The sequence below is a fragment of the Ruegeria sp. AL12 genome (assembly GCF_056540885.1).
Window position 1 is genome coordinate 1,213,692 of the sequence record NZ_JBQFXN010000001.1, and the last position, 23,081, is coordinate 1,236,772.

Here is a 23,081-nt window from a genome sequence, read left to right on the forward strand (position 1 = left end):
GGATGCGCGCCATGACACTCCGCCGGTTGATGGGAACTGCACTTTGCGCCGCCACCTTCGCGGCCTGCACGCCCGTGGGGCCCGATTTCGTGCGCCCGAACTCTCCGGTCGTCAAGCAATGGATCGAGGTAAACAGCCCCAGCGTCGGCCAAAGCGGCCTGACATCGCGCAGCGCACCCGTGGTCAAATGGTGGGAAACATTCAATGACCCGACCCTCAACCGTCTGATTGCCGAAGCTTATGCCCAGAACCTGACGCTTCAGGTCGCGGGAGCGCGGGTGCTTCAAGCGCGGGCACAGTTGGGGATCGCTTTCGGCGAATTGTACCCGCAATCCCAGGCCATAGGCGCGTCTTTGCAGCGGCGGCAAATCAGCGACAATCTTGGGCCTGTTGCCGATATCAACCGGATCATCCCCCTGGATACCGAATTCTCGACGTCTCAGGTTGGGTTCGACGCCCAATGGGAGCTGGATGTCTGGGGCGCACAACGGCGCGGCGTGCAGGCGGCGCGGTCGAATCTGGCTTTGCAGGTCGCAAACTATGATGACGCATTGGTGACACTGACCGGCGACGTGGCCGCGCTCTATGTCAATATCCGCGCGTTGCAGGAATCGTTGGCGGTCGCCCGGGAAAACATCAAATTGCAGCAGGAATCGGCGGACCTGACCCAGCTGCGGTTCAACAACGGGGTCACGACCGAACTGGACGTTCAGGAATCCACTGCCTTGCTCAACAATACCAAGGCCTTGGTGCCCGAGTTGGAAAGCGACCTGCAACAGACCAAGAATGCGCTGGCCGTGCTGCTGGGGGCCACGCCGTCCCGGATGACCAACCTGCTGGGGAATTCCGGCCGTATCCCGTCAGCGCGAACAAATGTGGCCGTTGGGGTGCCGGCAGAATTGCTGCGCCGCCGCCCGGATGTCCGCGCGGCGGAACTGGCTGCTGCGACTCAATCGGCGCAGGTGGGTATCGCGATGGCTGACCTGTATCCTCAGTTCGTGCTGTCGGGCGCGATCGGTTTGCAGGCATCGGGCGGGCGCGATCTGTTCAGCGGCAACAGCTCCACCGGTCTGGCAAGTGCCGGCGTGGTCTGGAACGTGCTCAACTATGGCCGCATCAAAAACAACGTCCGTGCGCAGGATGCAGCCTATCAAGCCCTGATTGCCAATTATCAGAATACCGTTCTGACCGCGTATTCCGAGGTGGAAAGCGCAATGGTCGCCTATGCGCAAGCGCGAAAACAGGTTGGGTTCTATCAGAAAAGCGTCGAAGCTTCGCGCAAGGCCGCAGATATCGCCGTAAGCCAGTACAGGGACGGAATCGCCAGCTATTCTCGCATTTTGAACACGCAGACCGCGCTTTTGCGGTCACAGGCAAATCTGATCGAAGCGCGGCAGCAGGTGTCCAGCAATCTGGTTGCCGTTTACAAGGGTCTGGGCGGCGGATGGCAGATCCGGCAAAACCAGGAATTCCTGCCTGAAACCGTGCTGGCGGAAATGGCCTATCGCACCGATTGGGGCGATCTGCTTGAAAAAACCCCGACCCGGGCCAGCCTGAACTAGGCGCTACTTGGTCAACCCGCGCAGCCCACCCGAGATCAAAATATTGACCTCGTAAAGGATGCGGGGCGCAGCCAGCCCGCCGGGGCTAGCCAGATAGTTGGGGCTCCATTCCGGATCGAATTTCTGTTTGAAGGCGCGCAAACCTTCAAAATGATAGAACTGCTCACCATGTTCATAGACAAAGCCGCCGATGCGGTTCCAAAGTGATGCAAGCTGACGGTTTTCGATGCCTGAGAACGGCGCCGCACCCAATGAGAACCAGTGGAACCCCTGCTGCGATCCCCAGTTCATCATCTCGGCAAAAAGCGCATCCATTACAAAGCTCGGGCTGTCAGGCTCATAGCGCATCAGATCCAGCGACAGTTCGGATTTGTTGCCGCCCTGAAACAGGTTGGCGAAGGCCATGATCTTGCCTGTCTTACCGTTACGCAGAACCGCATGATCGAAATATGACAGATACTGATCGTCAAAGCCCCCCAACGCAAAGCCCTTTTCGGCACCCGCCTTTTGTGCCAGCCAATGATCTGAAATCGCGCGCAGTTCCCGCAAAACCGGGGCCAGGTCTTCTTTCGGGATGATCTCGAATACATAGCCCTCCCGCTCGGCCCGGTTTCTGGCCTGTCTGAACCGCTTGCGTGACTTTCCGTCCAGCGAGAAATCCCTGAGCGGAACCCGCGCGACCTCACCAATCTTCAGGATCGACAGGCCCAGATCCAGAAATGTCGGCAGGTATTTGGTTGAAACACTGTAGAAGGCACACAGTTTTCCTTCTCGGTCCGCCATTTCCCTGAGTTGCCAGATCAACTGCCGCCCCGCCGTTTCATCGCCGACCGGCTCTCCCTTCGAGATCAGAGCGTTGCCCGTGTCTGCATACGCAATGAATGCGGTCTGATCCGGTGAGATGAGGAACTGCTTGTCACCGGTAAGCGATATTTGGGATTCGGTATCTTCGCACTCCATCACAAGCCGTTCAACGACCTCGGGGATTTCCGTGCGCACGGGCGTCGGAATCTCTCTCCCGAACAGAGAGTTCACGGCCACGACGCCCACGATCACCGCCACGATGAGGCTGGAGCGCAAAAAGCGCGAAGCGTCACCGTTCCAGGCAAACTCCCACCACAGGGCGTTCTGGTACTCGACATGGGAATAGGCGAACAGTCCAATCCAGAATATCACCGCCAGCAGCGCCACGACACTGACCAACCAAGGAATGTTCAGCCTGAAGATCGACGCGCCACTGACCCGATAAAACGCCCCGCGGAACATCGCCAGGAGGCCAATCGTGCCCAGCATCGACAGCGCTTCGTGAGTGTCCAGCCCTTTTGCCAGCGAGGCAAAGAACCCGGCCACCATCAACAACATGGCCACCACCCATGCGCGGTAGAGCTTTCGAAACAAACCGCGGGACACCAGCAAAAGCAGCACGCCGACAGCACTGCCGGCAAGGTGGGATGCCTCGACAAACGACAGCGGCAAGACCTCTCTCAGAACACCAAGGTTCTGCGTGCCCGCTGGCAATGCGCCGGACACCAGCAGGACCACCCCCGCCACGGCCGCAACTCCGGCTGCCACCATGGGAACAATGGGGCGGATGACCCGATAGACCCATGTCGCGGCGCCACCGATCCTGTGCCTTTGCGTCAGTGCGGACGCGATCGCAATGGACACGCTGGCGATACCGAACGGCAAGAAGGTGTAAACGACGCGATACAGCAACAAGGCTGCGATCACATCCGAACGTCCCGACGCCCCGAGCCCCGCGATCAGCGTGGCTTCGAACACCCCAAGCCCGCCCGGCGCGTGGCTGAGGATTCCAACGGCGATGGCGGCGATGTAGATCGTGAAGAAATAGGGATAGCCAACGCCCAGATCGTCCGGCATCAGGACATAGAGCGCCATGGACGCGCCAACCAGATCTCCGATGGCGGCCAGTGTCAGAAGGCTGGCCAGTTTGCCACCCGGCAAGTCAAACCCGATACCGGCGACGGCCAACCGCCTGCCGCCGCTGGACAACCATATGAACATCGCAACCAATGCCCCCAAAAGGCACAGCCCGATGACGGTTTCCACCGTTTCGCTGACAGGCATCACTTTCGAGATCCCGTCCGGATGCACGGTCAGCAGCACACCCAGGACCAGAACAAGCCCCATCCAGAACGCGACCCAGGACGTTGCGATAACCCCGGCCACCCGCCCCAGATCCAAGCCCAGCGACGCATATATCCGATACCGGATCGCCGTTCCGGTAATGTAGGAAAAACCCAGACAGTTCGACACGGCATAGCCACTGGCCCCTGCCATTCCGGCAACAGGCAATGGCACTTTGCCGCCCGCCACGCTTTGCACGGCAAACACATCATAGAGCGACAGCGACAGGAAACTGAACGCGGTCCAGCACAATGCGAAAAACATCAGTTTCCACGACGTCGTTGCGATATCGGTCTGGACATCCGACCATTTCACATGCGCCGACAAATCATGCAGAACCGTCAGCGCGATCCCGGTCACGAGAACCGGTATCGCAATCCGCAGCCAGGGTTTTTCCAACATGGCCGTAAGCTTTTCGGCCCAGTGCACGGCCAGAGGTTCACCGTCACTTTCCGCATTGGTCATGCTGCACGTCCCCGCCAGTTTCTGATCGCAGATACCACGCGCGGCTCACCCGCCCGTCGACGATTCAGACATCATCTGCCAACGGACTCTGGCACATTTTGGTTTTATCTCAAAGCGCTAGAGCCGCCCTTTGCGTGTCGACAGCAAAAGGTTCGTTTCCGAACGCGTCACGCCGTCGATCCTTCGGATCTGAAACAGAACCTCATCCAGTTCGGCCAGGGTTTCCGTACTGATCTCGGCGATCAGATCCCAACTGCCATTTGTCGAATGAACTGCCGTCACCTGACGCATGGCTCCGATCCGGGCCATGACGCGTTCCGTCCCGCGCCCCTCGATCTCGAGCATCATCAACCCGCGCACCGGGCTTTGCGCCAGATCGCGACGCGTCAGGACGGTAAAGCCGACGATTTCACCGGACTGTTTCAGCCGCTGCAACCTGCTGCGGACCGTGGTGCGGGTCACGCCCAGTGTTTCCGACAGCTCTGACAGGCTTGCCCGTGCATCCCGTTGCAACGCATTGAGCAGCCGATTGTCCAATTCGTCCATGGCATCTTCTCATAAAGGATTTTCCGAGACCATTTTGAGCATTTTGCCGACTTCACGCAAGACAGTCCGACGGCCTAAATGAACACATGGAAATCAAGGATATCATACTGGTCGGCGCCCCAATGGACGCCGGGAAACGTCGTCAGGGATGCCGGATGGGACCTGATGCGTATCGCGTGGCAGGGTTGGATCAAGCACTGTCTGATCTTGGTCACACCGTTCACGATTGGGGCGACGTGCAGGCCGAAAACGTCGACATTCCCCAACACCCGCACCTGTTCGCCCTGCCCGAATGCGTGGGGTGGACGCGCGCTCTCAGCAAAGCTGCGCAAGACGCGGCGGGTCAGGGCATTCCGATTTTCATGGGGGGTGATCACGCCCTGTCCATGGGTACGGTGGCCGGGATGGCCGCCCATGCTGCTCGGATCGACCGCCCTCTCTTTGTGCTATGGCTTGACGCCCACAGCGACTTTCACACTCCGGACAGTACCGGCAGCGGCAATCTGCACGGCACGCCGGTGGCATATTTCACCGGCAGACCCGGATTCGAGGATTTCCCTCCTTTGCCCGCCGTCATACCGACGGATCGCGTCGGCATGATCGGATTGCGTTCTGTCGACCCGGCGGAACGGGCAGCGCTGGAGCAAGACCGCGCCATGCTGGCGGATATGCGCAGCATCGATGAAAACGGTATCAAAGCCCCCCTTTTGGCCTTTCTTGATCGCGTGAAGGCGGAAAACGCTCTGCTGCATGTATCTTTGGATGTCGATTTCCTCGACCCGGCAGTGGCGCCCGCAGTCGGCACGACCGTGCCCGGCGGTGCAACCGAGCGCGAAGCCCACCTGGTGATGGAACTGCTGCATGAAAGCGGGCTTGCCTGCTCGCTGGACCTGGTCGAGTTGAACCCGTTTCTGGATGACCGGGGCCGAACCGCAAAACTGATGGTCGATCTGGCCGCCTCGTTGATGGGTCGCCGTATCTTCGACCGCCCCACCCGGAGTTTCTGATGCTGTCTCTTCAAGCGCCATCTGCCGCTGTCATGATCCGGCCGCACGCGTTTGCGTCCAACCCGGAAACACGCGATGACAATGCCTTTCAAACGCTGAGCACCGCATCCGCCCAGGCCACGTCGGAAGCGGCCAGGGATGAACATGATCGGGCGGTGCAGCACTTGCGGGACGCCGGTGTCACTGTTCATGTGTTTGACGATTTCGGCGACCTCAACACACCTGACAGCGTTTTTCCGAACAACTGGTTCTCGACGCATCCCGGCGGCCATGTGGCGATCTACCCGATGTTCGTGCCATCGCGCAGACGCGAACGCCGGACCGATGTAATCGAACTGCTCAAACAGGAATACCGTGTGCAGGATGTCATCGACTATTCCGGGCTGGAACAAGACAATCTGGCACTGGAAGGGACCGGCGCGATGGTGTTGGATCACGTGGCCCGTATCGCCTACACGGTGACGTCCAATCGCGCCGATCCGGTCCTGTTGGAACGGTTCTGCACACATTTCAACTATGAACCAATCGCCTTCGAAGCCCGCGATGCCAAGGGCCGGGACGTTTATCACACCAACGTTTTGATGGGTATCGGAACGCATTACGCCCTGATTTGCCTCGACATGATTTCGGACCCGGCCCGCCGCATGACCGTTCGCAATCGGCTGGAAGAATCCGGTCGAACGGTCATTGACCTGACGCATAACCAAATTGCCGAGTTCGCAGGTAACGCCATTGAGCTGACCGGACGGGATGGGTTGGTTCTGGCCCTGTCCAGCAGGGCACTTGCCGCCCTCACACCAGACCAAATCGCAACAATCCAGGACAGTGCAACACCGTTGCCGCTGTCCGTTCCAACAATTGAAACCGCCGGTGGGTCCGTGCGCTGCATGATTGCAGGCGTTCACCTTGCCCGCCGATAGGAGAGCACCATGCAACCTTCAGACAAGGCCCTGGTACCATTCGTTTCCGTCGACAACATGATGCGACTGGTACACCACATTGGCGTCGAACAGATGATCACGCAGATTGCCGCTCAGATCGAGGCCGATTTCAAACGATGGGAAAGCTTCGACAAAACACCTCGCATTCCGGCGCATTCTCCTCATGGCGTAATTGAGCTGATGCCAACTTCGGATGGTGAGGCGTACGGGTTCAAATACGTAAACGGCCATCCCAAGAACACCTCCGAGGGGCTGCAAACCGTTACCGCATTCGGCCTGCTGGCGGATGTCTACACCGGATATCCGACGCTGTTGACCGAAATGACAATGCTGACCGCGCTGCGCACGGCTGCGACTTCGGCATTGGTCGGGCGCTATCTGGCCCCGAAAAATGCCAGGACAATGGCCATGATCGGCAATGGCGCACAGTCCGAATTCCAGTGCCTTGCCTTCAAGGCAATGTGCGGAATCGACACCGTTCGGCTTTATGACATCGATCCGAATGCCACGTCGAAATGCGCTGCGAACTTGCAGGGCAAGGGCCTGACGGTCATCCCTTGCAAAACGCCGGAAGACGCCATCGAAGGTGCCCAGATCATCACCACCTGCACGGCGGACAAGAAATACGCAACGATCCTGACCGACAACATGGTCGGGCCCGGCGTGCACATCAACGCCATCGGAGGCGATTGCCCCGGCAAGACCGAGTTGCATCGCGACATCCTGTTACGTTCGGACATCTTCGTCGAATACCCTGAACAAACCCGGATCGAAGGTGAAATTCAGGCGCTGGACGCGGATCACCCTGTGACCGAGATGTGGCAGGTCATCACCGGCGCCGCCAAGGGGCGCACCGATGAGCGGCAGATCACTTTGTTCGACAGTGTAGGCTTTGCCATCGAGGATTTCTCGGCCCTGCGCTATGTGAAACAGGCGATTGAAGGCACAACCTTCTTTGAACCGCTGGACATGTTGGCCGACCCGGACGATCCGCGCGATCTGTTCGGAATGTTGATGCGAGCTGGATAGCACGCAATCTTGGGGGCTCTGCCCCCGCCGCGCTGCGCGCGCCTCCCCCGGGATATTTTCAGCCAGATGAAACAAGGGATCCGAACTTCATCTGGCCACAAATATCCCGGAGCGCGAGGCAGAGCCTCGCTTCCGAGCTATCCCGCAAGCGATGGCAGATAGAGGACAATACCCGGGAATGCCACAAGCATTGCGATGGTCAGGGCGTCCGCGATGAAAAAGGGCGTGACGCCTTTGAACACATCTTGAACACTCAGGTCCGGGCGCACACCGGCAACGACAAAGCAGTTCAGCCCGATGGGCGGTGTTATCAGGCAAAACTCGGCCATTTTGACGACGAGAATGCCAAACCAGATCGCACACATCGGGCCGGACATTCCAAACGCGCTGTCGGCGGCACTGACGGTTTCACCACCATTCAGGGCCATCACCGCCGGATAGACGACGGGCAAGGTCAAAAGCAGCATCCCGATCGCGTCCATGAACATGCCCAACACCGCATATGCCAGTAGAATGCAGATCAAGATCATCATGGGCGACATTTCGAGCCCCGTAATCCAATCCGAGAAGGCACCCGGAAGGTCGGCGAACCCAAGAAAGCGGACATAGATCAGAACGCCCCAGATGATCGAAAAGATCATCGCCGTCAGTTTGGCGGTTTCCAAAAGCGCAGATTTGAACTCGGCCCAGCGCATTCCGTGGAACAAGGCGAAACAGAATACGATGAAGGCGCCAATGGCACCGCCTTCCGTCGGAGTGCCCCATGCTTTTTCACCAAACGGGTTATAGACAAAGCAAATGATAATCAGAATGACGGCGACAATCGGAATGGCACCGGGAAGTGCTGCAAAGCGCTGTTTCCAGGAAAACCCCGTGACCGGCGGGCCAACGGATTTGAAGATCACTGCAATCCCAACGATCAGAAGGCCGTACACGATTGCGGAAAACGCACCCGGAATGAAACCCGCCAACAGCAGTTTCCCGACATCCTGCTCGACGATGATCGCGTAGATCACCAGAATGGCCGAAGGCGGGATCAGGGAGGCCAGCGTCCCGCCCGCGGCAACCACACCTGCTGCAAAGCGTTTGTTATAGCCCACCTTCAGCATTTCCGGAATCGCGATACGGGCGAAGACGGCGGACGTCGCAACCGAAGCTCCGGACACCGCAGCGAAGCCGGCCGTGGCGAAAACGGTCGAAACCGCCAACCCGCCGGGCACCCATGCGACCCAGCGTTTTGCGGCCTCGAACAAAGCGCGGGTAAGCCCCGCGTAATATGCCAGATACCCGATCAGGATGAAGGTCGGAATCAGGCTGAGAGTGTGGGACGCGACCTTGGAATGTGGCACCTGCCCCGCGGTCTTGACCGCCACTGTAAGCGCCTTGCCAAACCGTTCCGGATCGTAACCGAACTTGGCCCAGAAAATCCAAAACAGTCCGACAAGTCCCGCCAAACCGGCTGCGAAGGCAACCCGCATACCCGCCACGACAAGAACCAGAAGGCCGCCAGTGACCCAGAGGCCAATATCAATCGTGTCCATCTATCAGTCCTGCCCTTCGAACTGTTCGGCCTCGGCCGCCGCCTGCGCCGCTGCATCCTGTATCAACGGAACGGCCGCCGGAGCGTCCAGCCCCAGCCAGAACGCCCGACCATACCCCCAGACTTGCAGCGCAAGGCGCAGGCAGAGAACGGAAAATGCAACGGGTGCCAGCAGCTTGGCCGGCCACAAGGGTATACCGATGTCGATCGAACTGTCCCGGCTCCACATTGGGGCGCCAAAATCAAAGGACCGGTCGAAATGAGACCAACTGCCCCAAACCAAAGCCAGCATCAGGATCAGGATCAGAACCACCGAGAGCAGTTCGAACAGCCACAAAGCCCGACCGTGCAAGCGGGATATAACGATATCCATCCGGATATGCCCCCCATCACGCTGAACATATGAAATGCCCAGAAAAGCGATGAGAGGCATCGCCTGTTCGATCCAGTCCACATAGCCCGGCAAAGGAGCATTCAGCGCATTTCGGCCACTGACCGACACAACGGCCAATACCATCAGTGAAAAAACCGCCAATCCGCTGATCAGTGCCAGAAACCGTTCGAGCACGAGCAAACGCTGATCCAACTGGCTCAGACGGCTGCCGTCTACCAGAACCGTGGCTTGTCCTGCCATTCCGGTGTTTCCTTGTTGTTTGTTGCCGGGCGCCTTGAAAGCACCCGGCCTTATGGATCAGTTGCCGCCGCGCTGTTGCTTCAGCGTCGTCTGGACAAGATCGTAAAGGTCCTGTGCCGGCAGGCCCTGTGCGGTCATGTCCGCAATCCATTTTTCACGGATCGGATCAGCGGCCTTTGTGCGGAACTCTTCAATTACCGCTTCGTCGATCATGACCTTCTGGACACCCTTTTCTTCCAAGACGCTGTCCCATTGTTCGAGCAAGCCGCCGTAATTCGCCAGGTAGTGATCGATCGCCTCGTCAATCGAGCTGTCCAGAGCCTCACGATGTTCGGCTGGCAGGGCCTCGTAGGCATCGATGTTGACGACAACCGGGCAGTTCACCGTTCCTGGATTCAGGTTCGCGGTCCACCAGTCCGCTTCGTTGATCGTTCCGAATGACAGGTGCGCGTGCTGGGCAAAGGCCACGGTGTCGACGACGCCCGATTCCATCGCATTGAAGGCTTCGGTCGCCGGAACCGATGTCGGCACCCCTCCGACCGCCTCGAAGGCCTGGCCAAGGCCGCCGGTCGCCCGGACCCGCATTCCGTCAAATTCAGCCAGTTCATCCCGCGGCTCGCCCGTGCCGACAAGGTTATACTGCGGCATTGGCGAGGTCATGATGATGCGGGCGTTCCATTGCGCCATCTCTTCCTTGACCGCCGGATGGTCGTATACCGCATGGCTTACCGCAACTTCTTCCTGCAGGTTATTCACACCCAGGAACGGCAGTTCCAAAACGGTGATCGCCCGGTTCTTGTCGCGGTGATAGCCAGCACAGAACTGAGCCATCTCAAAGGCGCCGATTTCGATCCCGTCCAGGTTTTCCCTGGGTTTGGACAACCCGCCATAGCTGACATTGATGGTGAATTCGCCACCGGTTTTTTCGCTGACCAGTTCGGCCAGCTTTTCAACATGTTCCGTAAAGGCGCGGCGCTTGCCCCAGACGGATGCGTTCCATTCTGTCGCCGCGGCTTCGGTCACAAAAGCAACGCCAAGGGCGGCGACTGCGGCACCGCTCAACATCTTTTTCATAGTATCGTCTCCCATAGGTGCGCCCCCTACCGAGGCGCTTGCCGATCAAGCTAGCGCCAACATTCGATTGTGCCAACCCTAACCGGGATTTGCGTATTTTGCAGAATAAGCCCCAGAAACGACCCAAGACGACAGAAGCCTTGAGGTCACCTGTCGTTGCAACCACAATTGACACACAGCGCCCTCAATTCTCGTTACTTTTAAGTGGCTGTTTTTGTTCTATTTTAGTGATTCTTTTGCCGATTTTTTTACAGATTTGGCCATATTGTTGAAATTTCTTTACAAAGAAATCCAAGGATTACACCAATTTATTTATTTATTTTCAGAACGCGGTAATATTCAAACTTGGGGAGGAACAGGATCGACATTGCCTGAATGACAGGCAAAAAATCCACAAGCAATCCAGTCCAGAGGGAGGAGCCTCAAAGATGACCACCGCTGCCCAGGCAGATGCCAAGACTTATCCGCCATCCGCAGAAACCGTCGCTCGTGCGCATGTCGATGCGGCAAAGTATGCTGACATGTACGCAGCCTCAATCAGCGACCCCGACGCATTCTGGGGCGAGCAAGGCAAGCGCATCGACTGGATCAAGCCCTTCACTCAGGTCAAGGACGTCAGTTACGAGTTTGGCTCGGTCAAGATCAACTGGTATGCCGATGGCACGTTGAATGTGTCGGCCAACTGCTTGGATCGTCATCTGAAAACCCGCGGCGACCAGACCGCGATCATCTGGGAGCCGGATGATCCGAATGACCCGGCCCAGCATATCTCTTACGCAGAATTGCACCGCCGCACCTGCCGGATGGCCAACATTCTGGAATCCCTTGGCGTGCGCAAGGGCGATCGCGTGGTCATCTATCTGCCGATGATCCCCGAAGCCGCTTATGCCATGCTGGCCTGTGCGCGGATCGGCGCAATTCATTCGATCGTTTTCGCGGGCTTCTCGCCCGACGCTCTGGCCGCGCGCATCAACGGGTGCGACGCCAAGGTTGTGATCACTGCGGATGAAGCGCCGCGTGGCGGCCGCAAAACGCCGCTGAAATCCAACGCAGACGCCGCCCTGCTGCACTGCAAGGACACAGTGAAATGCCTTGTGGTCAAGCGCACCGGTGGTCAGACCACCTGGATCGACGGTCGCGACTTTGACTACAACGAAATGGCGCTCGAGGCTGACGACTATTGCGCCCCAGCCGAAATGAACGCCGAAGATCCTTTGTTCATTCTTTACACGTCCGGTTCGACCGGTCAGCCCAAGGGCGTTGTGCACACCACGGGGGGGTATCTTGTTTACGCCTCGATGACGCACGAGATCACATTCGATTATCACGAAGGTGATGTGTACTGGTGCACCGCTGACGTGGGCTGGGTCACCGGGCACAGCTATATTGTCTATGGTCCGCTGGCCAATGGCGCGACCACCCTGATGTTCGAAGGCGTGCCCACCTATCCCGACGCCTCGCGTTTCTGGCAGGTCTGCGAAAAGCACAAGGTCAACCAGTTCTACACCGCCCCCACTGCGATCCGCGCGCTGATGGGTCAGGGCAATGAGTTTGTCGAGAAATGCGACCTCAGCGATCTTCGCATTCTGGGCACCGTGGGTGAACCGATCAACCCCGAGGCCTGGACCTGGTACAACGAGGTTGTCGGCAAAGGCAAATGCCCCATCGTCGACACCTGGTGGCAGACCGAAACCGGCGGCCACCTGATGACGCCGCTGCCCGGTGCACATGCGATGAAACCCGGATCAGCCATGAAACCGTTCTTTGGCATCGAACCGGTGGTTCTGGACCCGCAATCCGGTGTTGAAATCGAAGGCAACGGTGTCGAGGGTGTTCTGTGTATCAAAGACAGCTGGCCCGGCCAGATGCGCACTGTCTGGGGCGATCATGAGCGGTTCGAGAAAACCTATTTCTCGGATTACAAAGGCTACTACTTCACAGGTGACGGCTGCCGTCGCGACGAAGATGGCGACTATTGGATCACCGGTCGTGTAGATGACGTGATCAACGTGTCCGGTCACCGTATGGGCACGGCCGAGGTGGAAAGCGCGCTGGTTGCACATGCTGCTGTGGCCGAGGCTGCGGTGGTTGGATACCCTCATGAAATCAAAGGGCAAGGCATCTATTGCTATGTCACGTTGATGAATGATCGCGAGCCTTCGGACGAGTTGATGAAAGAGCTGCGCACATGGGTCCGCACCGAGATCGGCCCAATTGCGTCCCCGGATGTGATCCAGTGGGCACCCGGCCTGCCGAAAACGCGCTCGGGCAAGATCATGCGCCGTATCCTGCGCAAGATCGCCGAGAACGATTTCGGATCCTTGGGCGACACTTCGACACTGGCCGATCCGTCGGTGGTTGAAGACCTGATCGAAAACCGTGCGAACAAGTGAGGGTATGATGGACGCTGCCACGATCACCACGCCCGCCGTTCTCATCCTTCTCGGCCCTCCGGGTGCCGGGAAGGGAACTCAGGCCCGGATGCTGGAAGAGAAATTCGGACTTGTACAACTCAGCACCGGTGACCTGCTGCGCGAAGCGGTCGCGGCCGGAACCGAAGCCGGCAAAGCGGCAAAAGCCGTTATGGAAGCCGGCGATCTGGTAAGCGACGAGATCGTCATCGCCATCCTGCGCGACCGCATGGCACAGCCGGATTGCGCCAAAGGCGTCATTCTGGACGGTTTCCCGCGCACGACGGTTCAGGCCGAAGCGCTGGACAGCCTGCTGGCATCGAACAACCAGAAGATCAACGCCGCGATCAGCCTCGAGGTGGAAGACGCGGAGATGGTGACCCGTATTTCGGGCCGCTACACCTGCGCCGGCTGTGGTGAAGGCTACCATGACCAGTTCAAGAAGCCTGCCGAAGAAGGCAAATGCGACAAGTGTGGCCATACCGAATTCAAGCGCCGCGCCGACGACAATGCCGAAACGGTGGCCTCGCGCCTTGCAGCGTACCACGCGCAGACGGCACCACTGATCGCCTACTATGACGGTCAGGGCGTGCTGCAGCGTACAAACGCCATGGGCAGGATCGAAGACATTGCCAATGACCTTGAAGGGATCGTTGACGAAGTCATGAAATAGGGGGTGGATTTAGGGCCGCAAGGCTCTGATCCCAAACAGAATACTTCAAAAGACCGCTTTGGCGGACTGGAGGAGTTTTGCCTGACGTCACATGGCGTCTGGCGCAAGTGAGAAGCGGTCCGACGCACTGGAGGATGTGGGCATCGGGCCGTCCAACGAGGAAGCGAAGGAGGAACCCGCGATGGCGGATCATTCAACAAACTCCGCGCAGACTGCCGAGTCCGATAAGGGCTATTGGCAGGCCAACCTGCGCCTCATCTACATCAGCCTCGCGATCTGGGCGCTGGTGTCGTTTGGATTCGGCATTCTGCTGCGTCCGTTGCTGTCGGGGATTGCCGTAGGCGGAACCGATCTGGGCTTTTGGTTCGCACAACAGGGATCGATCCTGGTGTTTCTGGTGCTGATCTTCAACTACGCCTGGCGCATGAACAAGCTGGACGCCGAATTCGGCGTGGACGAAGAATAAGGGAGAGCGGGGATTATGGATCAGTTTACCATCAACCTGCTGTTTGTTGGCGCATCATTCGCGCTATACATCGGCATCGCGATCTGGGCCCGCGCGGGTTCCACATCGGAGTTCTACGCCGCCGGTCGCGGCGTTCACCCGGTCACCAACGGTATGGCGACAGCGGCGGACTGGATGTCTGCGGCCTCGTTCATCTCGATGGCGGGCCTAATTGCCTTTACCGGCTATGACAACTCGACCTTCCTGATGGGGTGGACCGGTGGCTATGTGCTGCTGGCACTGCTGCTTGCGCCCTACCTGCGTAAGTTCGGCAAATACACCGTCTCGGAATTCATCGGCGACCGTTTCTACAGCCAGACCGCGCGTGTCGTTGCGGTGATCTGCCTGATCGTTGCGTCGGTGACCTATGTGATCGGTCAGATGACTGGTGTGGGTGTGGCCTTTGGCCGCTTCCTAGAGGTGTCGAACACGTCCGGTCTGCTGATCGGTGCATGTGTGGTCTTTGCCTACGCGGTGTTTGGCGGGATGAAAGGTGTAACCTACACCCAGGTTGCTCAGTACTGCGTGCTGATTACAGCCTACACCATCCCGGCGATCTTCATCTCGTTGCAGCTGACCGGCACGCCGATCCCTGCCCTGGGTCTGTTTGGTGACACCGCCGGTGGTGAGCCCCTTCTGACCAAGCTGGACGCCATCGTGACCGAGCTGGGTTTCAATGAATACACGGCCCACCACTCGAACACGCTGAACATGGTGCTGTTCACCCTGTCGCTGATGATCGGTACTGCGGGTCTGCCGCACGTCATCATGCGCTTCTTCACCGTGCCGAAAGTCTCTGACGCACGTTGGTCGGCTGGCTGGACTCTGGTCTTCATCGCTCTGCTGTACCTGACCGCCCCTGCGGTTGGCGCAATGGCACGTCTCAACATCACCGACATGATGTGGCCCAATGGCGGCATCGAAGGTGGCGCTGTCTCAGTCGAGGAAATCGACACCGATCCGCGCTATGACTGGATGAAAACCTGGCAGAAAACCGGTCTTCTGGATTGGGAAGACAAGAACGGCGACGGCAAGATCCAGTACTACAACGACAAGTCCGAAGCGATGGCCACCATTGCGGAAGAAAAAGGCTGGGTCGGTAACGAGCTGACCAAGTTCAACCGTGACATCCTGGTTCTGGCCAACCCCGAAATCGCCAACCTGCCGGGTTGGGTGATCGGTCTGGTCGCTGCCGGTGGTCTTGCGGCTGCTCTGTCAACCGCTGCGGGCTTGTTGCTGGCTATCTCGTCAGCGGTGTCCCACGACCTTGTAAAAGGTGCGATCAACCCGCAAATCTCTGAAAAGGGTGAACTGCTGGCTGCGCGTATCGCAATGGCCGTAGCCATCGTTGTTGCAACCTACTTGGGTCTGAACCCACCCGGATTTGCGGCGCAAACCGTGGCCCTGGCATTCGGTCTGGCGGCAGCCTCGATCTTCCCGGCGCTGATGATGGGGATCTTCTCGACCCGCATCAACAACACCGGCGCGGTTGCAGGTATGCTGGCTGGTCTGGTTGTGACCCTGGTCTACATCTTCCTGCACAAGGGCTGGCTGTTCATTCCGGGCACCAACTCGTTCACTGATGCAGACCCGCTGCTGGGTCCGATCAAGTCGACCTCGTTCGGCGCAATCGGTGCTATGATCAACTTTGCGGTTGCCTACGTTGTTGCAGGCATGACCAAAGAGACCCCGCAGGAGATCAAAGATCTGGTCGAAAGTGTGCGCATTCCCCGTGGTGCGGGCGCAGCTCAGAATAAGTGAGCTTGATGCGGTCGTTGGTTCTTGCCTTCGACCGCGTCTTTCGATCCACTGTTCCCGCCCGGCACACCACTGGGCGGGATTTTTTAACCAGAACACCGGAGACAACACATGCCCCTGTCCCATGATGAAATTGCCCGGTTTCTGAAATCCGTTCACCCCTATGACGTGTTGCCTTCCGACGCCCTGGATCAGATCGTCAAACAGATCGAGGTCTGGGAAGTTGAGGAGGACGCTTCTGTCTATGAGTTGGGTCACAAGTTGCCCGGGGTGTTCTTGATCTACGAAGGACAGGTTGAGATTACTGATGAGAACGGGGCCATCGTCTCTCATCTGGGGCTGCGCAACTCCTTCGGCGAGAGAGGCCTGCTGAAAGACGGCAAAGCCGCCACCAAAGCCCGTGCTCATACGCCGTCGGTCCTGATGGTTCTGCCACCGGATTTGGTGCGCAGTTTGATCGACAACCACGATGTCGTCGCCAAATTCTTCAATCGAACCCGTGGAGGTCGCAGCGGCCCGCAAAGCCTTGCGACCAGTTCGATTGACGTTCTGATGGCGCGCGATCCCGCCACCTGCCCTGCGGACACGACAGTTCAGGAAGCGGCACGGATCATGCGCGACAAACACATCTCGTCGCTATGCGTGACAGATGGAGAGAAGTTGAAAGGTATCGCCACCCTGCGGGACATTTCGGGCAAATATGTTGCCGACGGGTTGCCCGCAACCACACGGATTTCCCAAATCATGACTGCAAATCCCGTGACGCTGTCGCCCAGCGATATCGGCTCGGACGTTCTGCATATCATGATGGAGCGCGGCATTGGCCATATCCCTGTTTCCGAAGGCGGTCGTCTGGTCGGGATCGTGACGCAGACCGATCTGACCCACTATCAGGCCGTCAACTCGGCCGAATTGGTTGGTCGGATCGCAAAGGCTGACAGTGCCGAAGAGATGGCGAGGGTGACGGCGGAAATTCCGCAGTTGCTGGTTCAGTTGGTTGCCGGCGGGAACCGGCACGAGATCGTCACGCGGCTGATCACCGATATTGCAGACACGGTTACCCGCCGCCTGCTGAAATTGGCCGAATCTGAACTGGGGCCGCCGCCTGTACCCTATTTGTGGCTGGCCTGCGGCTCACAGGGACGGCAAGAACAAACCGGCGTATCGGATCAGGACAATTGCCTGATGCTGGACGATAGCGTCACCGACGCCGATATGTCCTATTTCACCAAACTGGCCAAATTCGTCTCTGACGGGCTGGACGTCTGCGGGTACTTCTACTGCCCCGGCGACATGATGGCGACCAATCCGCGCTGGTGCCAGCCGGTTCGTGTCTGGCGCGACTATTTCAAAGGCTGGATTGCTAAGCCAAACCCCGAGGCGCAGATGCTGGCCTCGGTCATGTTCGACCTGCGCCCCATCGGCGGCGCATTTGAGTTGTTTGGCGATCTGCAAGCGGACACTCTGGCAGTGGCCAGGGCAAACTCGATCTTCGTCGCACACATGATTTCGAACTCGCTGAAGCACACGCCCCCCCTAGGCCTGCTGCGCGGTTTCGCGACGATCCGCTCGGGCGAGCATCGCAATACGCTGGATCTGAAACACAACGGAGTTGTGCCCGTCGTCGATCTGGCGCGCATCTACGCACTGCAAGGCGAGCTGACCGAAGCCAACACCCGCGCCCGCCTGAAAGCAGCCGAGGCCTGTGGCGTGCTCAGCCCTTCTGGTGCGCGTGACTTGCTGGACGCCTATGATCTGATCGCTGAAACCCGGCTGGAGCATCAGGTGCGGCTGGTTAAATCCGGAGCGATGCCCGACAACTACCTGCCACCGTCTGAATTGTCGGACTTTGAGCGAAGTCATCTGCGTGATGCTTTCGTGGTGGTAAAAACGATGCAATCGGCAGTTGGCCACGGCAAGGGAATGCTGGGCTGACATGCGACTGACCAACGGAGAGACCACATGTTTCTGGAACTGATCGGCACGATTTTCGCAGGGGTCGCATGTGCCGGCATCGTTCTTCTGCTGAACAAGCTGACCGGAGGGCGTTTGCCAAAATGGACAACGCCGGTTGCGGCCGGTCTTGGAATGATCGCGATGACCATCAACAGCGAATATTCCTGGTACGATCGCACGCGCGACCAACTGCCGGAAGAGATGACCATCGTGCAAGAGGTCGAAAGCCGCGCGTTTTATCGTCCCTGGACCTACGCGGTGCCGTTCGTTGACCGGTTTGCCGCAATCGACACCGTATCGGTGCGCACAAACGAAAACGTTCCGGAACAACGGCTTGTCGATCTGTACTTCTTTGGCCGCTGGGCTCCGGTTTCGAAACTGCCGGTGGCCGTGAATTGTGCAGAAGGCCGCCGCGCCAACCTGGCGGATGGTGCCGAATTTGCCGAGGACGGGCGTCTGGTGAACGCTGACTGGATAGCAGCCGGAGCCAATGACCCCGTCATCGCAGCCACTTGCGGGGTGTAATCATGCTGACCGGATTGAGTTTGAGGCTCAGGATTTTTCTGTTCTTCTGTCTCCTCGCCCTTGGCGGGGTTGCCATCAGCGCCACCGCTCTCTGGATCACCTATTCCCGTGCGGGAAACCCCGGTCTGCTGAATGATTTCGTCTTCGCCGAAATCCTGATCGGATTTGGATTTCTGGCACTGGTCGCGGGTGTTTGGCTGCTGTTCGACGACAACGTCGCCAAACCGATCGAACGGCTTTCCGCCCAGCTGCGGGCCCGTGCACATGCCGGTGTAAGCACTGACCTGGACATGCAGGCCGCGCGGTATCTGGGTGATCTTGCCCCGGCAGCGGCGGGATTGGCGGAACAACTGGCCTCGAACGCCATGCGCACAGCCGAGGCCGTGGCCGCCGAAACCGCGCATCTGGCCGCCGAAAAACAGCGCCTGACCGCGCTGCTGACGGAAATCCCGGTGGCCATGCTGCTGGCCAGTCCGAAACATCAGATCGTTCTGTACGACGGGCAGGCCGCCGAGGTTCTCGCCCAGATCGCGCATCCTCGACTGAACGCATCTCTTTTCGAATATCTCGAAGCCACCGGCCTGACGGACGCATATGCCAAGATGTGCAAAACCGGAAAGGACGTCTATTGCACCCTGTCCAGCGTGGACGGGCGGCAGACCTATTCCGCCAGGATGAAACCCTTGGGGGATGCACCCGGATATATGCTTGTCTTCGAAGACAGCGCGACACATATGTCACCGGACGATGCCCGCCCGCTGGTTTATGATTTCGAACTTCTCAATACACCGGGGGATGATGCGTTCGAGAACCGCCCCCTGTCGGATCTGTGTTTCGTGGTTTTCGACACGGAAACAACCGGTTTGCTACCTCACAAGGATGAGATCGTGCAGATCGGCGCAGTGCGCGTTCTGAATGGTAAAATCGTTCAGGGTGAGCATCTGGACATGCTGGTTGATCCCGGCATTCCGATTCCCCCGGCCTCGACCAAAGTACACAAGATCAGCGATCGTATGGTTCAGGGGGCGCCCGATATCGCCGAAGCCGGACGCGTATTCCATCAGTTTTCGCGCGACGCGGTGATCGTGGCGCACAATGCCCCGTTCGACATGGCGTTCCTACGCCGCCATGCCAAACGGATGGGTGTCGAGTGGGATCATCCGATACTCGACACGGTTTTGCTGTCTGCGGTGCTGTTCGGGGCAAGCGATACGCACACACTGGACGCCTTGTGTGAACGGCTGGAAATCACGATCCCCGAAACGTTGCGCCATACCGCACTGGGCGACGCGGTTGCCACGGCCGAGGCATTGATCAAGATGCTGCCGATCCTGCAAGCACGCGGCCTCACGACTTTTGGCGAGGTGATTATGGAAACCCGCAAACATGGTCGTTTGCTGGAAGATCTGAACTGACAGCACAAATTGCACCCGGCAGTCAGCTTTTCATGGACAATCCGGGCCACGCATGGCACCTGATGCGCGGCCAAGGATTAAGCGCGCGATGACCGAAAAGACCTTCAGACCGACCCCGGATCAAAGCCCCGCCTTTCGGGAAGCGCTGGGTTGCTTTGGCACCGGTGTCACGGTGATTACCGCGCAATCCGACAATGGCCCGCGTGCCATAACGGTGAATTCATTTGCCTCAGTCTCGTTGGATCCGCCACTGGTCCTGTGGTGTCTGGCCAAGGAATCATTCCGATTTGATACGTTCAGTACCTGTGATCTCTATTCGATCCACGTCATGGCGCAGGATCAGCAGGATCAGGCGTTGCGGTTTGCACGCGATGGGGCGGATTTCTCACATGCCGACTGGACCGAGGATGAGGCCGGGCGTCCACATCTGGCCCAGTGTCTGGCCCGGTTCGATTGCCGCCTTCATGCCCGTCATGACGCAGGGGATCATCTGATCATCGTGGGTCAGGTAGAGCAGGTCATGTATCGCACCGGCAAAGGGCTGATTTTCAAACGCGGGCAGTTCGGCGGGTTTGTCGACCTGATCTAATCGTCCAGCGACCCGTGAACCGCCAACGCCTCCAGTTCCGCGTCCTGCGGAGTGATCACGCGAAAGGCTTCGTGCACGCCTGTCTCTGTCAGTTCCCTTGCGACGGTCAACAGCGTGTTGGCCGTATGGTCTTCGCACAACTCTGACATGTGGTCGATTTCAGCTTGCGCAACGCCCAATGCGGCCTCGACCGAGGGTGCGCCATAGAACTGCACAAAATGTTCGGCCAGGTTATGCGCAATCTGATCTTTCTCTGCGGCTTCGATCTGCGTCACGGCGACAAAAGTCACCCGACCAAAGGTTTCCAACCCCAGCCAGCCATTCGCAAATGCCTGTCGTGCCTTGCCTTCAAGATCGCCCAGCCCCCAGTTGGAAAACTCAAACCCACCCGAAACGCACCACTCTCCGGTGCGTGCCGGGGAATGAAACACGTTTATGTCGCTTTCGTCGAAATGGATCGCTCGGGCCAGTTTCATTCTCGGTTCTCCAACAAGTCAGTTAGTGGGCGCAGATGCGTGTCGACCCCGTCGCGGATCAGCATCCCGAAACGTTCATCCGTTCCAAGGAATACACCACCATCGATCAGCGGTTCGCCCACGCCGCGCAGCAGGCCCATCCATTCGGCGTGCAAGGACGCGTTGCCATCCTCCTGCCAACGGTTGAGCCAGGTCAACATGTGTCGTGACCAGCTTTCCACCAACTGCGTTGCAGAAACCTCGGCACAGCCTTCATCGTACAGCGCGGTGATATCAGGGGTTTCACCCGGCGCATCACTGGTTTGCAACAGCGTCAGCTCCCAACCGACGATCAGCCAGTCCGGCTCTTCTTCGAGCATTGATGTTGACGCAGCCGCGCGAAACCGGCCGCACCGCGCGCCGTTCACGCAAATCAGACCATCCCAACCCAGATGCACCGCAACCTCTGGCGGGGCCAAAGCACCCAGCGCGTTCTGGAATCCCACAGCACAAAGCGGCAGCATCGCCACGGCATCCTGCAACGGTACCTCGGGGGCAAAAACAATTGCCACGCGCAGGAAATCCGCCTGAATATTGTAGACAACCGTCCCCGCATCACAGCCTAGCGCAGCCATGGCTTGCGCGCGCTCGAACGGGTCTTCCCCACCCTGAACCGGGTGGCCCGTCAGCAAGGGTGGGAAAACCGGCTGGCTCATGCGTTGCCTTTGGCGATCATGTCGCGGGCGATCTTGCGGAATGCCTCGGCCTGCGGGCTGTCAGGTTTGCTGACCACGATGGGCGCACCACCGTCGGCGGCGACGCGGATGTCCAGATGCAAGGGGATTTCACCCAGCAGCGGCACGCCCAGCGCCTCTGCCTCGGACTTGACACCACCATGACCGAAAACATGTTCTTCGTGCCCACAGTTCGAACAGATATGCGTGGACATGTTTTCGATCATCCCGACAATGGGTGTCTTGAGCTGGTTGAACATGTCGATCCCCTTGCGGGCATCAATCAGGGCCACGTCCTGCGGCGTTGAGACGACAATGGCACCATCCACCTTGAACTTCTGGCTCAGCGTCAGTTGCACATCACCGGTGCCGGGCGGCAGATCGACGATCAGAACGTCCAGCGCGCCCCATTGCACTTGGCTCATCATCTGTTGCAGCGCACCCATCAGCATCGGCCCGCGCCAGACAACCGCCTGACCTTCATTGGTCATCAAACCCATCGACATCATGGTGACGCCGTGGTTGCGCAGCGGCAGGATCGTCTTGCCGTCAGGGCTGGCCGGACGGCCCGAGACACCCAACATCCGGGGTTGCGACGGCCCGTAAACATCCGCATCCAGCAGACCCACACGCCGGCCTTCCGCAGCCAATGCGCAGGCAAGGTTGGCCGAAACGGTGGATTTGCCAACCCCACCCTTGCCAGAGGCAACGGCGATGATCCGATCCACACCCGGCACTGCCTGCGGCCCGGTTTGCGATGGCTTGGGTTTCGGTTTCAGATCCGGCGGTGCCTTGTCGGAATGCGCGGTCATCAAGGCCGAAACATTTGCCACGCCTTCCACCATCTGAGCGGCCTTTTCAGCCGTGGCGCGGACGGGTTCCATCTTTTCCGCATATTTCGGGTCGACCTCAAGCACGAAGCGTACCGTGTCGCCTTCCACATTCAAGGCGCGCACGATGCCTGCGCTTACGATGTCCTGCCCGGATACCGGGTCGGTGATCTTTTTCAGGTTCGCCAGAACCGCGTCACGAACACTCATGCTTGTTCCCCTTGATCCGCCCTGCTGACAGGGGCGTGCGTATCGACTCGGCGCTCATTGCACGTGTCTCCGTC

20 protein-coding genes are annotated in these 23,081 nt (G+C 58.7%); 12 read left to right on the forward strand and 8 right to left on the reverse strand.

What is annotated here, in order from left to right; translation table 11 throughout:
• Positions 1-11 precede the first annotated feature (11 nt).
• Positions 12-1,562 (forward strand): efflux transporter outer membrane subunit, encoded by a 1,551-nt coding sequence (locus ACR0C6_RS06120; protein WP_480444888.1) that lies wholly within the window; start codon positions 12-14, stop codon positions 1,560-1,562.
• A 3-nt stretch (positions 1,563-1,565) separates the two neighbouring features.
• Here the strand turns inward: ACR0C6_RS06120 and mprF are convergent, their stop codons facing one another.
• Both mprF and ACR0C6_RS06130 read right to left on the reverse strand, forming a co-directional pair.
• Positions 1,566-4,175, reverse strand: a complete 2,610-nt coding sequence (gene mprF, locus ACR0C6_RS06125; RefSeq protein WP_480618665.1) for a bifunctional lysylphosphatidylglycerol flippase/synthetase MprF — start codon at positions 4,173-4,175, stop codon at positions 1,566-1,568.
• A gap of 117 nt (positions 4,176-4,292) precedes the next feature.
• A complete protein-coding gene (locus tag ACR0C6_RS06130) occupies positions 4,293-4,721 on the reverse strand; it encodes an Lrp/AsnC family transcriptional regulator (RefSeq protein WP_152457732.1) in 429 nt (142 codons plus the stop codon).
• An 86-nt stretch (positions 4,722-4,807) separates the two neighbouring features.
• Between ACR0C6_RS06130 and rocF the strand changes: the two genes are divergently transcribed.
• Genes rocF through ACR0C6_RS06145 form a run of 3 tightly spaced genes read left to right on the forward strand, consistent with a single transcriptional unit; the run spans position 4,808 to position 7,698 of the window.
• A complete protein-coding gene (gene rocF / locus ACR0C6_RS06135) occupies positions 4,808-5,728 on the forward strand; it encodes an arginase (protein WP_480618666.1) in 921 nt (306 codons plus the stop codon).
• Positions 5,728-6,648: a citrulline utilization hydrolase CtlX gene (gene ctlX, locus ACR0C6_RS06140; protein WP_480444883.1), complete on the forward strand. Its 921-nt coding sequence runs from the start codon at positions 5,728-5,730 to the stop codon at positions 6,646-6,648. The genes rocF and ctlX overlap by 1 nt, the downstream gene beginning before the upstream one ends.
• A 9-nt stretch (positions 6,649-6,657) precedes the next feature.
• Positions 6,658-7,698: an ornithine cyclodeaminase gene (locus tag ACR0C6_RS06145; protein WP_171639652.1), complete on the forward strand. Its 1,041-nt coding sequence runs from the start codon at positions 6,658-6,660 to the stop codon at positions 7,696-7,698.
• 137 nt (positions 7,699-7,835) lie between these two features.
• On the opposite strand, the gene ACR0C6_RS06150 is transcribed toward ACR0C6_RS06145, so the two are convergent.
• Genes ACR0C6_RS06150 through ACR0C6_RS06160 form a run of 3 tightly spaced genes read right to left on the reverse strand, consistent with a single transcriptional unit; the run spans position 7,836 to position 10,946 of the window.
• Positions 7,836-9,239, reverse strand: a complete 1,404-nt coding sequence (locus tag ACR0C6_RS06150) for a TRAP transporter large permease (protein ID WP_171231793.1) — start codon at positions 9,237-9,239, stop codon at positions 7,836-7,838.
• Between the two features lie 3 nt (positions 9,240-9,242).
• A complete protein-coding gene (locus ACR0C6_RS06155) occupies positions 9,243-9,872 on the reverse strand; it encodes a TRAP transporter small permease (protein WP_152457727.1) in 630 nt (209 codons plus the stop codon).
• Between the two features lie 57 nt (positions 9,873-9,929).
• Positions 9,930-10,946, reverse strand: a complete 1,017-nt coding sequence (locus ACR0C6_RS06160) for a C4-dicarboxylate TRAP transporter substrate-binding protein (protein WP_171116347.1) — start codon at positions 10,944-10,946, stop codon at positions 9,930-9,932.
• A 428-nt stretch (positions 10,947-11,374) separates the two neighbouring features.
• Between ACR0C6_RS06160 and acs the strand changes: the two genes are divergently transcribed.
• From acs to ACR0C6_RS06200, 8 genes are all read left to right on the forward strand, one after another.
• The gene (gene acs / locus ACR0C6_RS06165; protein WP_480444880.1) at positions 11,375-13,339 is read left to right on the forward strand and encodes an acetate--CoA ligase; all 1,965 of its coding nucleotides are present in this window, start codon (positions 11,375-11,377) and stop codon (positions 13,337-13,339) included.
• Between the two features lie 7 nt (positions 13,340-13,346).
• The gene (locus ACR0C6_RS06170) at positions 13,347-14,030 is read left to right on the forward strand and encodes an adenylate kinase (protein ID WP_152459846.1); all 684 of its coding nucleotides are present in this window, start codon (positions 13,347-13,349) and stop codon (positions 14,028-14,030) included.
• 181 nt (positions 14,031-14,211) lie between these two features.
• Positions 14,212-14,496, forward strand: coding sequence for a DUF4212 domain-containing protein (locus tag ACR0C6_RS06175; RefSeq protein WP_152459845.1), 285 nt, complete (start codon positions 14,212-14,214; stop codon positions 14,494-14,496).
• A 15-nt stretch (positions 14,497-14,511) separates the two neighbouring features.
• A complete protein-coding gene (locus tag ACR0C6_RS06180; RefSeq protein WP_171228579.1) occupies positions 14,512-16,296 on the forward strand; it encodes a sodium:solute symporter family protein in 1,785 nt (594 codons plus the stop codon).
• Positions 16,297-16,404: 108 nt separating this feature from the next.
• Positions 16,405-18,228: a DUF294 nucleotidyltransferase-like domain-containing protein gene (locus tag ACR0C6_RS06185; protein WP_480618667.1), complete on the forward strand. Its 1,824-nt coding sequence runs from the start codon at positions 16,405-16,407 to the stop codon at positions 18,226-18,228.
• Positions 18,229-18,255: 27 nt separating this feature from the next.
• Positions 18,256-18,774, forward strand: a complete 519-nt coding sequence (locus ACR0C6_RS06190; protein ID WP_171363000.1) for a hypothetical protein — start codon at positions 18,256-18,258, stop codon at positions 18,772-18,774.
• Positions 18,775-18,776: 2 nt separating this feature from the next.
• Positions 18,777-20,189 (forward strand): 3'-5' exonuclease, encoded by a 1,413-nt coding sequence (locus ACR0C6_RS06195; protein WP_171168521.1) that lies wholly within the window; start codon positions 18,777-18,779, stop codon positions 20,187-20,189.
• Between the two features lie 88 nt (positions 20,190-20,277).
• On the forward strand, positions 20,278-20,778 hold the full coding sequence (locus tag ACR0C6_RS06200) for a flavin reductase family protein (RefSeq protein WP_171204599.1): 501 nt from the start codon (positions 20,278-20,280) through the stop codon (positions 20,776-20,778).
• Here ACR0C6_RS06200 and ACR0C6_RS06205 read toward each other — a convergent pair.
• From ACR0C6_RS06205 to ACR0C6_RS06215, 3 genes are read right to left on the reverse strand one after another with little or no spacing between them, the layout of a single operon-like run.
• A complete protein-coding gene (locus ACR0C6_RS06205; protein ID WP_480618668.1) occupies positions 20,775-21,254 on the reverse strand; it encodes a DUF6505 family protein in 480 nt (159 codons plus the stop codon). The two genes, ACR0C6_RS06200 and ACR0C6_RS06205, sit on opposite strands and share 4 nt — an antisense overlap.
• Positions 21,251-21,949 carry a biotin/lipoate--protein ligase family protein gene (locus ACR0C6_RS06210; RefSeq protein ID WP_480618669.1) on the reverse strand — a complete coding sequence of 233 codons (699 nt, stop codon included), beginning with the start codon at positions 21,947-21,949 and terminating at the stop codon, positions 21,251-21,253. Before ACR0C6_RS06210 ends, ACR0C6_RS06205 begins: the two co-directional genes overlap by 4 nt.
• Positions 21,946-23,007, reverse strand: coding sequence for an Mrp/NBP35 family ATP-binding protein (locus ACR0C6_RS06215; protein ID WP_480618670.1), 1,062 nt, complete (start codon positions 23,005-23,007; stop codon positions 21,946-21,948). The genes ACR0C6_RS06210 and ACR0C6_RS06215 overlap by 4 nt, the downstream gene beginning before the upstream one ends.
• Positions 23,008-23,081: the final 74 nt, after the last annotated feature.

Bases quoted from the DNA above. Each gene is read 5' to 3' on its own strand.
- ACR0C6_RS06120 (WP_480444888.1), top strand. From the start codon at position 12: ATGACACTCCGCCGGTTGATGGGAACTGCACTTTGCGCCGCCACCTTC.
- mprF (WP_480618665.1), bottom strand. From the start codon at position 4,175: ATGACCAATGCGGAAAGTGACGGTGAACCTCTGGCCGTGCACTGGGCC.
- ACR0C6_RS06130 (WP_152457732.1), bottom strand. From the start codon at position 4,721: ATGGACGAATTGGACAATCGGCTGCTCAATGCGTTGCAACGGGATGCA.
- rocF (WP_480618666.1), top strand. From the start codon at position 4,808: ATGGAAATCAAGGATATCATACTGGTCGGCGCCCCAATGGACGCCGGG.
- ctlX (WP_480444883.1), top strand. From the start codon at position 5,728: ATGCTGTCTCTTCAAGCGCCATCTGCCGCTGTCATGATCCGGCCGCAC.
- ACR0C6_RS06145 (WP_171639652.1), top strand. From the start codon at position 6,658: ATGCAACCTTCAGACAAGGCCCTGGTACCATTCGTTTCCGTCGACAAC.
- ACR0C6_RS06150 (WP_171231793.1), bottom strand. From the start codon at position 9,239: ATGGACACGATTGATATTGGCCTCTGGGTCACTGGCGGCCTTCTGGTT.
- ACR0C6_RS06155 (WP_152457727.1), bottom strand. From the start codon at position 9,872: ATGGCAGGACAAGCCACGGTTCTGGTAGACGGCAGCCGTCTGAGCCAG.
- ACR0C6_RS06160 (WP_171116347.1), bottom strand. From the start codon at position 10,946: ATGAAAAAGATGTTGAGCGGTGCCGCAGTCGCCGCCCTTGGCGTTGCT.
- acs (WP_480444880.1), top strand. From the start codon at position 11,375: ATGACCACCGCTGCCCAGGCAGATGCCAAGACTTATCCGCCATCCGCA.
- ACR0C6_RS06170 (WP_152459846.1), top strand. From the start codon at position 13,347: ATGGACGCTGCCACGATCACCACGCCCGCCGTTCTCATCCTTCTCGGC.
- ACR0C6_RS06175 (WP_152459845.1), top strand. From the start codon at position 14,212: ATGGCGGATCATTCAACAAACTCCGCGCAGACTGCCGAGTCCGATAAG.
- ACR0C6_RS06180 (WP_171228579.1), top strand. From the start codon at position 14,512: ATGGATCAGTTTACCATCAACCTGCTGTTTGTTGGCGCATCATTCGCG.
- ACR0C6_RS06185 (WP_480618667.1), top strand. From the start codon at position 16,405: ATGCCCCTGTCCCATGATGAAATTGCCCGGTTTCTGAAATCCGTTCAC.
- ACR0C6_RS06190 (WP_171363000.1), top strand. From the start codon at position 18,256: ATGTTTCTGGAACTGATCGGCACGATTTTCGCAGGGGTCGCATGTGCC.
- ACR0C6_RS06195 (WP_171168521.1), top strand. From the start codon at position 18,777: ATGCTGACCGGATTGAGTTTGAGGCTCAGGATTTTTCTGTTCTTCTGT.
- ACR0C6_RS06200 (WP_171204599.1), top strand. From the start codon at position 20,278: ATGACCGAAAAGACCTTCAGACCGACCCCGGATCAAAGCCCCGCCTTT.
- ACR0C6_RS06205 (WP_480618668.1), bottom strand. From the start codon at position 21,254: ATGAAACTGGCCCGAGCGATCCATTTCGACGAAAGCGACATAAACGTG.
- ACR0C6_RS06210 (WP_480618669.1), bottom strand. From the start codon at position 21,949: ATGAGCCAGCCGGTTTTCCCACCCTTGCTGACGGGCCACCCGGTTCAG.
- ACR0C6_RS06215 (WP_480618670.1), bottom strand. From the start codon at position 23,007: ATGAGTGTTCGTGACGCGGTTCTGGCGAACCTGAAAAAGATCACCGAC.